Below are 13326 nucleotides of genomic sequence, written 5' to 3' on the forward strand. Positions count from 1 at the left end.
CAGGCTGTTTGACAGGAACCCGGAACGGCGAGACGCTGAGTGCGCGATAAAATCAACTATGACTGCATCGTTGTCGGTGGGGGCCCTGCAGGGTTGGCGGCAAGCGTCTATCTGGCGCGCCTCAACCGGCATGTGATCGTCGTCGACGAGGGAAACAGCCGCGCTTCGCTCATTCCGCGCTCCTACAATCATCCGGCTTTCCCCGACGGCGTTCCGGGCCAGGTGCTGCTCGACCGTATGCATGATCAAGCCGCCAGGTTCGGGGTCGAGCATCTCGCCGCCCGCACCGATATGCTGGAGCGGATCGATGACGGCTTTCAATGCAGAGCGGCAGGCCGCCTTCTCCGCAGCCATGCAATCATATGCGCGACGGGCCTGGTCGACGTTCTTCCGCCCTGGCCGAATGCAAAGGAACTCGTGCGGAATGGCAATCTCAGGCTATGCCCGATCTGCGATGGTTACGAAATCAATGGCGCCCCGGTGGTCGTCATCGGCAACAACCGGCGGGCGATGAAGGAAGCCGCATTTCTGCTCTCCTTCACCGACGATGTGACGGTGGCGACCTTGGGTGCCAAACCCGAGGGACAGACGCCTGCGGACATCAGGCCGCCCATTCGACTGCTCACAGCCCGATTGGCACGGCACGAGCCCGTCCCGGAAGACTGCATGGCGTTGGAATTCTTGGGAGGTGTAGCTATGGAGCGGGTGGCGGTATATTCGGCGCTCGGCTGCAGGCCACAATCTCTGGTTGCGCAGACACTTGGAGTGAAGCTTGACGAGGAAGGGCGGATACCGACCGATCAGCATCAGCGTACCGGCGTCCGGTTCTTCTACGCGATCGGCGATGTGGTGACGGGTCTGAACCAGTTGGGAGTCGCCATGGCGCAGGGGGAGATTGCCGCCGTCACCGCGCACAATGATCTGTCGGAGGCTTTCGGCAATGCTTGAGCGGGGCGTTCGTGAGGACGCGCGGCCTGGCGCGCTCAATCGGGTGAAAGACGCCGCGCCAGACCGATCTTCTCGAGGTTCGTTCGCAGCACCGCATCAAAGGCGACCTTCCTCCAAAGCTGCCGATAGCCGAGGCGTTGATAGAGTTCGAGCGCTCTTCGATTGGCAGCGGCCACTTCGATGCGAGCTTCATCGTAGCCGCGCTCAAAGATTTGTCTTTCGAGCGCTCTCACGAGCGCCGATCCGGCGCCTCGCCCCTCGAATGCCGGAGCCACCCAGATATCGCTGATCGTATCATCCCCGTGCTCGCAGGCCCCGATCCCGGCAGCTTGGCCTTCGACTTCAGCCACCAGGATATTTGACCGCACGTCCCGGAGAAATGGCAGAAACGGGTTGTCCTGCTCGACCACCGTCGCGACCTCCGCCGGGACAAGCGGCTTGATCCCCTTGCGCCAGGCTGCGAGCCCAATCCGGGCAAGAGCCTCCACTTCGTCCGCTAAAGCCGAACGCACGGCAATCATCCGATCTGTCCCTCCCGATAAGCGCCATCCCGCCGCTCACCACTCTATAGCGGGCCGGGTGATCATCAGCCAGAAAATCCCAAGGACTGCAGCAAAGGCCGGAAAGCCAAAGGCGAACCACAGGTGAAAGAGCCGATAGTAGCGTTTGGGCAACGGTTGGCCACTCTTGCTCGCGGCCTCGGCGAGCCTGCGCATCTCCATCTGCATCCACACGACCGGTAGCCAGAATGCACCGGTGATCAGGTAGAGGAGGATCGACAGCAGGATCCAACCCTCCATCAGGGAGTAGCCGACATGCCAGGCGAGCGCCACCCCCGTCATCGGCTGCACGACGACGGCAGTGGCGGTGAACAGGAAGTCGGCCAGGACAACGATGCGCGCAACCGCAGCGATCGTCGCGGCGCGACCGGTGCGATGCGCCACGAGCATGAAGAACGCGATCCCCGCGCCCGTGCCCAACAGCACGGAGGCGCCGATGATGTGCAGGTATTTGAGGACAAAATAGAGCATCAGCGCTCCTCCAGGATCGCCAAAGCGGCGAGGTGCAGCACGATGATCGGCCAGATCTTCATCAGCGGGCCAAGCGGTTCATTCCACAATTCGGGGAGCAGGATCGTCCCGGCGACGCCATAGAAGAGGGAAAGGCCAATCGCACCGTAGAGCCCGGCATGGCTGGTACGACGAGCCGCAATGGCAAGCCCGATCAGGATATCGGCGATCGCTCCGGCGACGACGCTCGGGCCAGCGAGAACCCCAGCGCCGGTGCGCTCCATCAATTCGAGTCCGATCTGGTATCCAGTCGTCAGCGATATGACGCCGGTAGCGATCCAGAACAGCGACAATACGACGAAGATGACCGGCTTCAGGAGGTAGAGCTTGGCAAACCATCTTTCCTGAACGCAAACCGGCGTTCTTGCCAGCGCCACCGAGAGCGCGGTCGGTTCTATCCCGGTAGTCTCCGACCACGCCCGGATATCGCCCACGGCGCCGCGGGTGATCTCCTTTTGCGCCGTGCTCCGCGTCGGCGGACGCCAGCCGAGTGCTCCGGCAAGATCGCTGAGCTTATAAAGGAGATCAGCGAGCGGAGCCGGTATGTGGAGAGCGCGGGCAGGGCTCCAGCCAAACCAGTTTCGATAGGTCCTCACGACATCTTCGAAGGACAGGGCCTCCGGCCCTGCGACCTCCGGGATCAGTCGCTTGGGGGCGCCCGGATGGACGAGCTTGTCTACGGTGCCTGCCACGTCTTCGAGGCGCACGACCTGGAGCAGCCCGGTATTCGGCATGAGCGGCAGAACGGGCAAAGCCGCGAGACCGCGGATGAGCGCGCTGGCGCCGAAAGCGCCGGGGCCGAGGACGACGGAAGGGCGCAGGATGACCCAGTCGAGATCCCTCGCCATCAGCGCCTCGTCCCCTTCGAGCTTGGTGCGCGAAAAGGGGGAAGGTTGCTGCTTTTCGACTCCCATCGCCGAGAAATGGATGACGCGGCGGACACCGGCCTGTTCGCAAGCTTGAAATAGGGCCGAGGGGCCGCGGGTGTGGACGCCCGACGTATCTTGGCCCGGCCCGTCCTGGAGTGTCCCTGCGCAATTTACGACCGCGGCTATGTTCGACAGATACGGCAGCCAGTCTTCAGGCCGAACCGCTCGTGCAAGATCAAGTTCCACGGTTTCGTCGGTCTTTGACAGCGAAGAACCCGGGCGAACCACCCGCACGATCGTCATGCCACGCTCGAGAAGCTTCGCGCAGACGGCCGAGCCGATCAGTCCGGAAGCCCCTACCACAAGCACTCTCATCCTTCCCCCTTCGATCATCGGCGATCACCGCAATGCCGCGGCCATTGCCCGCGTGCCTAGCACGGTACCGCTCCAATCAGCGCCGGGTGGAACATGTTCCTTGAATGGTGAACGGCGGATTATCGAGAGAGCCTGTTCAGTGCCTCACGAAGTGTCGCCGCCGCCTCTTCGCGCTCGCCGGATGACATGAGGTCGGGCTCCGCATCCAGCTTCAGGTGCGGCAGCTCCTTGTGGATCGCGTCGCAGCCGGCAGCAAGATTGGCGATGAAGTCGACGACCCTGTAGGTCGCGATTGGATAGGCGATGCCTTTGACCCGGATCCGCCCAACTTCCTCGCAATGGATCACGCCCTTCACCTGAGCGAAGGTTTCGTAGGAGATGAGGACCGATCCGGGCTCCGCTTCCTGCTCCAGCCGTGCGGCGAGGTTCACGGCGCCGCCGATGATCGTGTAGTCCATCCGGTCTTCGCTGCCGAAATTGCCGACGGTGCAATAGTCCGTGTGAATACCGATCCGGCAGCGGAGCGGCGTTTCTATTCCGGCGCTGCGCCAGGCCTCGCCGAGTTCGGCCATCCGCTTCTGCATTGCCAGTGCCATCGATACCCCGGCGATGGCGTCCTCCTTGACGCCGCTTGTCTCCGGATCTCCGAAGAACATCAGGATCGCGTCGCCGACATATTTGTCGATCGTGGCGCCGAAATAGAGGGCGATCTTCGACATTTCCGTCAGATACTGATTGAGGAGCTGGGTGAGCTCCTCGGACTCCATTTTATCGGTCGTTTCCGTGAAGCCGGCGATGTCCGAGAAGCAGATGGTCAGCTTCTTGCGCTGGCTCGCGATACTGACATCCTGCCGGCCGCTGAAAATCGAGCTATAGACCTGAGGAGCGAGGTATTTGGCAAGCTTGCTCGACAGTGCTTCGAGTGCCGCCGACTTCTCGGAGAGATCCTGCTCCCGGCGCTTCAACTCCGTGACGTCGGAATATACGGCGACCGTGCCGCCACCCGAAATCCGGCGTTCGCTGATCTGGACCCAGCGATCCGGGCCACGCTGCTGAAGGAGCGTACCGGCTGGATTGCGATGCGCCTCGAGCCGCTCGGCGATCCACTCGCCCTCCCGCCCGATGGCGTCCTCGATCAGGCCACGCTCTGCCGCTGCGCGGATGATCGCCTCGAAATTCGTGCCTGGCACGACGGCATCAGCCATCCCGGGATAGAGAATTTCGCGATAGCGGCTGTTGCAGAGGAGGAGCCGGTCTTCGGCGTCGTAAAGGGCGAAACCCTCGGAAATGCTCTCGATCGCGTCGACGAGGCGCTGGCGGGCCTCCGCCACGTCGCGCAGGTTCTGCTCTTCGACCTCGATCGCGGTGTCGCGGAAGACGCGCAGCGCCTTGGCCATCCGACCGATCTCGTCGCCGCCGGTCTCCGGCAAGGGCACCCGAAGATTGCCGGCGGCGATGGCGAGCATGCTGTGGCTCAGGCCTGCAAGACGGGCAAGCAGGTTGCGGTCGACATAGAGCCAGACGATCAGTATCGAACTCAAGAGGCTGAGAAGAGCGGAGCCGAGCACGATGCCGGTGCCATAGCGCCCGACCGTCGCGGCCTCCGCACCGGCCTCGGAGATATCTCTTTGCGCCGCCGCCACCAGACGGTCCACGGCAAGCGTGAGCTTGCGGGAAAGCTGATCGTTTTCCGCCACCAACTTCTCGCCCTCTGTCAGGATTGCGAGCTCTTCTTGACGCACGCTCGGGATGCTGCTCGGACCGTCGATCAGCGTCTTGAACTCGTCCACGAGCTGGCTGAAGCGTTTGCGCAACTGCTCGTCGAATTCGGGCGTGACGGCCTCCAGCACGCCGACCGATCGGTGCAGGGGAAACGAAAGCAACGACAGGTCGCCCGGTGTTGGCACGACCGCGGCCTGCAGAAGCGTGTCGTTGATGGCTGCGATTTCCCGCTGCGCCGTCTGTTGCGGAATATAGGCGGCGATGGCTCGCGCCAGGTCTCGCGTTGCCGCAGCCTCCGCCTCCGGCGAAAGTGTCGGATCGACCGTAGCTGCCCGCCATCGCGGTACCTTGGAGTTCATCACGAGAATACCGGGTGCGACGAGCCGCTGGCTCGCATTGGTCGTGGCCGACAGGCGGCGCAGCAGCTCTTCCTTCCGCGCGACCGCGGAGAGGCGGGCGGTGACGAGACCGTCGAGGGCATTCAGGTTGCGCCGCAGCCCCACGGCCGCGTCTTCGATTTCGGTGACGACCGCCGAGTTGAGCGTTGCGCCTTTCAGGGCCGAGAGCAGCTCTTCCAGGCGCGTCATCTCGCTGCCGATCGCGGCCGATACCTCGCGGTGTCTGGCCCGGCTCGCCGAAGCGAGCACGGCGGGCGCGGTGGCGGCAACGCGCTCGGCATGACGGGAAAGTTCAAGGGATAGAAGCGCGGACGGAGCCCGGCGTTCGGTTACGCGCTCGAGCACCTGGCTCAGTTGAAGGAAGGCGTAGAGCGCGCCGACGGTCGCAAGCACTGCGAAGGCACTGATGCCGAAGAAGGCGAACAGCAGACGACCGCGAATGCCGAGACGATCAAACATCGCGGCCCCTCGCTCGGGCTGAGGCGGTCAACATCGTCCGCACGGATTTCTTCTCAAACGCGAGTTGCTGCGGTCAGTACTGGTTACTCCAGCGGCACATACTCGCCACCCTTCCAAACATACCACACCCAGTTCTGAACGGTGAGGTCGCCCTTCGCGTCGAAATCGACCCGGCCGAGCACCGTATCGAACTGGTAGTCGCGTAGCGCGGCGATGACTTTCTGCGGTTCCAGCGAGCCGGCCTTTTGAACAGCCTGCGCCCAGACCTCGGCAGCACCGTAGCTGTGCAATGTCCAGGAGTCCGGCTCGAAGTTCTCGGCCCGGAAGCGCTTGACGACGTCCGCCGCCTCGGAATTCCGACGCGGGTCGGCGACGAAGGTGAAAAGCGTCCCCTCGGCGGCGGGGCCCGCAATAAGGCCAAAGGCTTCCGTCGCCGTATCGTCACCGGAAATCACCTGCACCGGATAGGCGCGCTCGCGCGCCGCGCGAACCATAAGGGCCGCTTCCGTATGGTAGCCTCCGAGATAGAGCACTGCGATGTCGGCCGCTTGCAACTCTGCGATCTCGGCCGAGTAGTCGTCCTTTCCGGGCTCATAGCTCTGGAAGATCGCTTCGTCGATGCCCCGCTTGTTCAGTTGCTTCTTCGTCTCTGCGGCGAGGCCCTTGCCATAGGTCGTGTCGTCGTGAAGGATTGCGATCTTCTTGGTCCCCCAGTGGTCGGCCAGATAGTTGCCGGCCTTCAGACCCTGGGCATCGTCACGGCTGCACACGCGAAAGACGTTGGAATGGCCCTGCTCGGTCAAGGTGGGGTTGGTCGAGGACGGCGAAATCTGCAGAACGCCGGCCTCGAAGTAGATTTTGGATGCAGGGATCGAAGCTCCCGAGCAGTAGTGTCCGACAACGAAGACCGCATGGTCGGCAACCAGCTTCCGGGCGGCAGCAACTGCTTGCTGCGGATCGCAGAAATCGTCGGCAACGACTAGGCGGACCTGCTGGCCGAGCACGCCGCCGGCGGCATTGATCTCGGCGACGGCCATCTCCGCGCCGCGCTTCAACTGCGTTCCGGTCCAGGCGAGCTTTCCAGACATCGGGCCGGCGACGCCGATCAGAACTTCCGCTTGAACCGGAAAGCTGAGCGCATAGGCCAGAACAAGGGCAAGGGCGACGGATCGGCGCATGGTGCCTCCGCCTCGAATATACTCTGGATGTATCGGCGCTGCCACTCGCCTGTGGCGTTCAGCGGTTGATCGGTGGCCCGTCCGCCACATGAGCCCGATATTGCGGCAGGTCGTCCGCAATCGTGAACCAAGGCGCTTTCGAACCGACGAAGATGTGCTCGCTCGGCCGGATCGTGGGCTCGTCGGCGAGCGGACCGAGCGTCACATGCACATAGGCGCCGTCGCGGACGACCGAATAGAGAAACGAGCCGCATTTGCGGCAGCGGGCGTCGTGCGCATTCTCCTCGCCGAAGGTCTGGAGATGATCCGTACCTTCGGTGACGGTAAACTTTTCCCGCTCGATGCCGGCAAACGGCTTGAAGGCCGAGCCCGTCGTCCGCCGACAATCCGCGCAATGGCAATTTGCGGCATAGCGGAAGGCGTCGGCAACGACATAGTGAACGGCACCGCAAAAGCACCGTCCTGCCAGCATCCGGACGTTCTGATTTGTCGTATTTGTCATCATGTTCCTCGTGCGCCAACGGGCGAGCAAGCCGCTTCGCATCGATTAGCGGCGCGCCAGGAGGCGGATCAGGCGGCCAGCACTCAAGATGAAATCTTTCGCAAAGGGCGCTGGATTGCAAGCATGCCGGTGAGGACGGCAGACGGGTCCATCAACCAGGGGCTCCGGGACTTCGCCCGCCGGCAATCTTACGCCGCCGGTCGAGCCAGCGCATCGCCGGAGTGACGGTCAGCCCGTGCGTCACGATGGAAACGAGCACGATCAAGGCGATGGCGGACCACATGATGCCGACCGCCTCGAAATTGGCCATTCCGGTTGCGAATGCGAGATAGTAGATCGAGCCCAGGCCGCGGATGCCGAACACGGCGATCGCGAGCCTTTCTCCCTTGGGCAAGGTCGACGGCAGGCTCACCCAGCCGACGACCGGTCGGGCGATCACCAGGACGAACAGGGCAAAGACAACCACGCGCCAATCGAGCGCGGCAATGAACTGCCCGATGCTGACGGCGGCCCCGAAGCAGACGAGAAGCACCATCATCAGCAGTCTTTCGATCTGTTCGGAGAAGTCATGAAGCTCCTTGTGAAATTCGTGATGCCGCTCGACGGTGCGGAAGGAGAGTGCGGCGACGAACACGGCCACGAATCCATAGCCGTAGACAAGCTCGGTCAGGCTATAGGCGATGCAGGTAATCCCCAATGCGACGAGGCCGTCGCCTGTGCGCACGAGAGCTGCGCCTTTCGGCAGGCGAAACGTCGCGAAGCCCAGCACCTTGCCGATCATCCATCCCATCACGACCCCGGCAAAGAGCCGCCACAAGACATCGAAGAGCAGCCAGTCGATGAACCAGTCCGGCTGATCGGAGGCAAATGTGATCGCAATCGCCAAATAAACGAACGGGAAGCTGAGGCCGTCGTTCAGGCCGGCTTCGGATGTGAGTGCGAATCGGACTTCATCCTCCCTCCCGGTCTGCGGCGGCCCTACCTGGACATCGCTCGCCAGGACCGGATCGGTCGGCGCAAGGCAGGCGGCGAGCAGGATGGCGGAAGCAACCCCCAGGCCGAGAATCCACGAGGCGGCGGCCGCCATGACGGCAATGCCCAGCGGCATTGCGATTCCTAGGAGCCGCCAGGTGAGCGCCCAGTTGCGCAGCCCGACGGGACGGTCGATTTTCAGTCCGGCTCCCATCAGCGCGACGATGACCGTGAACTCCGTCACATGCTCTATGACAAGTCGGCGGTCGAATGAGGCGAGGTGGACAACCGGGTTGAGGATGGTGTGGCCGACGAGGGCGCCAATCGCGATGCAGAAGATGGGGAGAGAAAGCGGCAGGCGGCGAAAGGCCATGGGAATCCAGGCGGTCAGCAGAATCACCAGCCCCAACAGCCCGAGTGTTATGTCGTAGCGGACCATCTCTCCCATGTTTCAGAGGCTCGACGGTTGGAGAGCTGGACGGGGGTCGAGTATCGCCGGGGGGCTTGCGAACATAGTGGCTCCGAAAACGCGGCAGGACGTTCGAAAACGCATCCGCCGTCCGTGTCGTTCCCTGTCCGGCACTCATCACCGTTCGTTGATGAGGCGGACATCTGGAATCAGGAAGTTGGCGCCCCGATATCAGATGCATGGTCAACCAAGTTGCTTTGATGGGAGGGTCAAAGGAAATGCGGGTGCGCTTTTCGGATCTCGCCATTAACGATCAAGAAATCGCGATGCTCCGGCGCGTTCACGTCTACGCGTGCTCCTTGAGAGAACTGGAGCCGGAAAGTGTGGACGGTGCGGAGGTCGGCAAGATGCTTTTTCACCTCTACCAGCAGGGCGTAAGGCGTGAGACCGCCTTGATGCGGATGCTGACGACGGGCGAAGCCGTTCCCGGAGTGGGCAGCGGCTAAGATCGCCGTCGAGGTGCCATACGGTCCCCGAGTGGGACATTGCTTGCCGGGTGGCGGGTAGTTTGCCGCGACGGCACGCCCCGTTGCGTGAACCTTTGGGGCCCTGAAGCGTTTTATTTGACCCTCGCAACGACGTGGAGGAAAGCACTATGCGTCGCGACATTCAGCGTTCCATGATGATCGAAATGATCGCGCTGATCGCTGCGCTTGCGGTGGTCTCCGTGATCATGGTCGTAACGCTCATTCCCGGCTGAACACGAACAGGCTGGAGAGACGCCGATTTCCGGATGGATCGCTGTGCCCATCCGATGATTTCTTGATTCCGGCGGATCGCGTCTGCCGTGCACGTGCTGTCCTGGATCCGCTCAATCCACAGACGCTTGGGAACAACGCGTCATGCAGAGCGTTGGGCATATCGCCCGAAAACAAGCACCGGACGCCCTCGATGAGCGCGAAGGACGCCGATCTGTCGAAGTCTTTGGAAGCCGCCGAGCCGGGGCGGGGACGCTGTGCGGCCACGCCGGAAGATATACCAGCGAAGGGGATGCGCGACGTATTTTGGCGGGTCGTCTCCAAGATCTCGGAGGAGCGCGTCTTCCTGATCGCAGCAGGGGTAAGCTTCTACCTTCTGCTGGCGTTGTTTCCGGCTCTGGGTGCGCTGGTTTCCCTCTACGGATTCATCGCCGATCCCTCCGATATCGGAACGCACATGGCCGTGTTGGACGAGCTTCTGCCGCCCGGCTCCTACGGCCTGATCATGGATCAGTTGAAGTCCCTCACCACGCAGAAGACAACCACCCTCAGCCTTGGCTTCATCGGTGGCTTGTTGGTCTCCCTGTGGAGTGCGGCCAATGGCATCGCGGCACTTTTCGACGCCATGAACGTCGCCTACGGAGAGAAAGAGAAGAGGGGCATCGTATACAGAACGCTGTTGTGCCTCGCCTTCACCTTTGCCGCCCTGGTTTTTGCCGTCGTCCTCATCGTGGCGATCGGCGTCATCCCGGTGCTGCTTGCCTATTTGTGGCTCGACCGCTGGATCGAGATACTGACCAGAGTAGCGCGGTGGCCCGCCATCCTGTTCCTAGCCACCCTCGGCACGGCTCTGATCTATCGCTTCGGGCCGAGCCGTGAGCGGGCGAAACTACGGTGGCTGAATTGGGGCGCCGTATTCAGCACATTGCTGTGGCTCGTCGCCTCATGGATCTTTTCCTACTACCTGGAAAATTTCGCCAACTACAACGCGACCTACGGTGCCCTTGGCGCGCTGGTCGGTTTCATGATGTGGGTCTGGATTTCGATGGTCATCCTGATCACCGGCGCGCTCCTCAACGCCGAACTTGAGCATCAGACGGCGGTCGATTCCACCACTGGCGAGCCGTTGCCGATGGGCGAACGCGGTGCCTATGTCGCCGACACGCTCGGGAAGGCGGCGGACCAGGCTTGATGGCAGCAGAGTGCGAGGTCTTCAGCGATCGGCAGAACCTGTCGTGCCCTGCGTCAGTCGCCCCTCGACATACGTCGACCGCACCCTATTTGCACCCACGGTGAGTGTGCGGGGATGCGTCCGATCGCGACCACTGTTTGGAAGAAGAAGCCGGGCTATCCGCATGAAAACGCAGAATTTCTGCGGTCAGCGCGGATGGGGCTGAGCAAGGGAGGAAAATTCTATGCGATTGACTGCAGTTTCCGCGACAATGGCCGCATTAAGCGCGTTCACGCTCCAGGCACAGGCTGCCACCGAATTGCAGTGGTGGCACGCGATGACCGGCGCCAACAACGAGATGATCGAAGAGATCGCCAAGGAGTTCAACGAAAGCCAGAGCACCTACAAGGTGGTGCCTGTGTTCAAGGGCACCTATCCCGAAACATTGAACGCCGGGATCGCCGCCTTCCGGTCGAAGCAGCCGCCAGCGATCATCCAGGTCTTCGATGCCGGCAGCGGCACGATGATGGCGGCCGAGGGCGCGATCGTGCCGGCGATGGAAGTGCTGCAGAAAGGCGGCTTCACCTTCGACAAGTCGCAATACATGCCGGGCATCGTGTCCTATTACTCAAAGCCCGACGGTACCATGCTCTCCTTCCCGTACAACTCCTCCTCGCCGATCCTCTACTACAACAAGGACGCCTTCCAGAAGGCGGGACTCGATCCCAACAGCCCGCCGAAGACCTGGCCGGAGGTCTTCGAAGCTGCGAAGAAGATCAAGACGAGCGGGGCTTCCGCCTGCGGCCTGACCTCCACCTGGTTAACCTGGATCCAGACGGAGAACTTCGCGGCATGGAACAACGTTCCGTATGGGACCAATGAGAACGGCCTCGGCAGCACCGACGTGAAGCTCGAGATCAACGCGCCGATCTATGTCGAGCATTTCCAGGCGATTGCCGATCTCGCCAAGGACGGCGTCTTCCGCTACGGCGGGCGCACCTCCGAGGCCAAGCAACTCTTCACGTCCGGGGAATGCGCCATCATGACGGAATCATCCGGAGGTCTCGGCGATATCATCAAGAGCGGGGTGAACTACGGCATCGGCCAACTGCCCTATTACGAGGGCCACGGCCCGCAGAACACGATCCCTGGCGGCGCCAGCCTCTGGGTCTTCGCCGGCAAATCCGACGAGGAATACAAGGGAGTCGCCGAGTTCTTCAACTTCCTGTCACAGACGAAAGTCCAGGCCAAGCTGCATCAGGTCTCCGGCTACGTGCCGGTGACGATGGCCGCCTACGAAGAGACGAAGAAGTCCGGCTTCTACGAAAAGAACCCCGGCCGTGAAACACCGATCCTGCAGATGACCGGCAAGGCACCAACCGAGAATTCCAAGGGCGTTCGACTCATCAACCTGCCGCAGGTGCGCGACATCCTCAACGAGGAATTCGAGGCGATGCTATCCGGGCAGCAGGACGCAAAGACGACGCTCGACAAGGCGGTCGAGCGCGGCAATGCTGCGATTGCAGCGGCAATCAGCAACTAGTGCATCAGGCAGCCGCCTGCGGTCGGGCGACCGTGGGCGGTCTCGGTTGCTGAAGGAGATTGCGTGTGCAGCGCGTCATTTTTCCGAACAAGATCCTGCCCTACATCCTGGTTGCCCCACAGATCGTGTTGACGATCGTGTTCTTCTTCTGGCCGGCAAGCCAGGCGCTTTACCAATCCGTCATGCGCGAGGACCCGTTCGGCTTGAAGAGCGGTTTCGTCGGGCTCGCCAACTTCCGTGCCATACTCGCGGATGAGAGCTATCTGAACTCGCTGCAGGTGACGGTGATCTTCAGCGTCCTGACTGCGCTCCTGTCGATGGGCCTCGCCTTGCTTCTGGCAACGGCAGCCGACCGCGTCGTGCGCGGCCAGACCTTCTATCGCACCTTGCTGATCTGGCCCTATGCCGTCGCGCCGGCGGTCGCCGGTATGCTCTGGCTTTTCATGTTCAATCCGGCGATGGGCACATTCGCCTATATGCTGCGCCGCAACGGCATCTACTGGGATCCCTTGCTCAATGGCAATCACGCCATGATCCTGATCGTCGTTGCCGCCGCCTGGAAACAGATCAGCTATAATTTCCTCTTCTTCGTCGCCGGGCTCCAGGCGATACCGAAATCCTTGATCGAAGCAGCGGCGATCGACGGCGCACGCGGCACCCGGCGCTTCTGGACGATCGTGTTTCCGCTGCTCGCGCCGACGACATTCTTCCTCCTCGTCGTCAACACCGTCTATGCCTTCTTCGATACCTTCGGCATCATCCATTCCGTCACCGGCGGAGGGCCGGCAAAGGCTACAGAAACACTGGTCTACAAGGTCTACAACGACGGCTTCGTCAATCTGAACCTCGGCTCTTCCGCCGCGCAGTCCGTCATCCTGATGGCGATCGTCGTCGCCCTCACTGCCTTCCAGTTCCGCTTCGTCGAAAGGCGGGTCCATTATGGGTGAGATCG

12 protein-coding genes are annotated in these 13326 nt (G+C 62.1%); 5 read left to right on the forward strand and 7 right to left on the reverse strand.

Features of this window, described 5'->3' with window-relative positions:
- The first annotated feature begins 39 nt into the window (after positions 1 to 39).
- Positions 40 to 948, forward strand: a complete 909-nt coding sequence (locus RHIBR816_RS0114380) for an NAD(P)/FAD-dependent oxidoreductase (RefSeq protein ID WP_026186999.1) — start codon at positions 40 to 42, stop codon at positions 946 to 948.
- Positions 949 to 983: 35 nt separating this feature from the next.
- Here RHIBR816_RS0114380 and RHIBR816_RS0114385 read toward each other — a convergent pair whose 3' ends face one another.
- From RHIBR816_RS0114385 to RHIBR816_RS0114415, 7 genes are all read right to left on the reverse strand, one after another.
- A complete protein-coding gene (locus tag RHIBR816_RS0114385; RefSeq protein ID WP_018237259.1) occupies positions 984 to 1469 on the reverse strand; it encodes a GNAT family N-acetyltransferase in 486 nt (161 codons plus the stop codon).
- Between the two features lie 36 nt (positions 1470 to 1505).
- Positions 1506 to 1979: a DUF2269 family protein gene (locus RHIBR816_RS0114390; protein ID WP_018237260.1), complete on the reverse strand. Its 474-nt coding sequence runs from the start codon at positions 1977 to 1979 to the stop codon at positions 1506 to 1508.
- A complete protein-coding gene (locus RHIBR816_RS0114395) occupies positions 1979 to 3262 on the reverse strand; it encodes an SDR family oxidoreductase (protein WP_026187000.1) in 1284 nt (427 codons plus the stop codon). The genes RHIBR816_RS0114390 and RHIBR816_RS0114395 overlap by 1 nt, the downstream gene beginning before the upstream one ends.
- A gap of 119 nt (positions 3263 to 3381) precedes the next feature.
- Positions 3382 to 5841, reverse strand: coding sequence for an adenylate/guanylate cyclase domain-containing protein (locus RHIBR816_RS0114400; protein WP_018237262.1), 2460 nt, complete (start codon positions 5839 to 5841; stop codon positions 3382 to 3384).
- Between the two features lie 83 nt (positions 5842 to 5924).
- Positions 5925 to 7019 (reverse strand): branched-chain amino acid ABC transporter substrate-binding protein, encoded by a 1095-nt coding sequence (locus tag RHIBR816_RS0114405; protein WP_018237263.1) that lies wholly within the window; start codon positions 7017 to 7019, stop codon positions 5925 to 5927.
- 58 nt (positions 7020 to 7077) lie between these two features.
- On the reverse strand, positions 7078 to 7521 hold the full coding sequence (locus RHIBR816_RS0114410) for a GFA family protein (protein WP_026187001.1): 444 nt from the start codon (positions 7519 to 7521) through the stop codon (positions 7078 to 7080).
- A gap of 151 nt (positions 7522 to 7672) precedes the next feature.
- Positions 7673 to 8932 (reverse strand): sodium:proton antiporter, encoded by a 1260-nt coding sequence (locus tag RHIBR816_RS0114415; RefSeq protein ID WP_018237265.1) that lies wholly within the window; start codon positions 8930 to 8932, stop codon positions 7673 to 7675.
- Positions 8933 to 9180: 248 nt separating this feature from the next.
- Between RHIBR816_RS0114415 and RHIBR816_RS0114420 the strand changes: the two genes are divergently transcribed.
- The 4 genes from RHIBR816_RS0114420 to ugpA all read left to right on the forward strand — a co-directional run bounded on the left by RHIBR816_RS0114420 (position 9181) and on the right by ugpA (position 13321).
- Entirely contained in the window at positions 9181 to 9408 is a 228-nt protein-coding gene (locus tag RHIBR816_RS0114420; protein ID WP_026187002.1) for a hypothetical protein, read from the forward strand.
- A 445-nt stretch (positions 9409 to 9853) separates the two neighbouring features.
- The gene (locus RHIBR816_RS0114430) at positions 9854 to 10852 is read left to right on the forward strand and encodes a YihY/virulence factor BrkB family protein (RefSeq protein ID WP_026187003.1); all 999 of its coding nucleotides are present in this window, start codon (positions 9854 to 9856) and stop codon (positions 10850 to 10852) included.
- A 223-nt stretch (positions 10853 to 11075) separates the two neighbouring features.
- Positions 11076 to 12374: a sn-glycerol-3-phosphate ABC transporter substrate-binding protein UgpB gene (gene ugpB / locus RHIBR816_RS0114435; protein ID WP_026187004.1), complete on the forward strand. Its 1299-nt coding sequence runs from the start codon at positions 11076 to 11078 to the stop codon at positions 12372 to 12374.
- A gap of 65 nt (positions 12375 to 12439) precedes the next feature.
- Positions 12440 to 13321 (forward strand): sn-glycerol-3-phosphate ABC transporter permease UgpA, encoded by an 882-nt coding sequence (ugpA, locus tag RHIBR816_RS0114440; RefSeq protein WP_018237270.1) that lies wholly within the window; start codon positions 12440 to 12442, stop codon positions 13319 to 13321.
- Positions 13322 to 13326: the final 5 nt, after the last annotated feature.

Source organism: Ensifer sp. BR816 (genome assembly GCF_000378985.1).
In the GTDB taxonomy this organism is placed as follows: domain Bacteria; phylum Pseudomonadota; class Alphaproteobacteria; order Rhizobiales; family Rhizobiaceae; genus Sinorhizobium.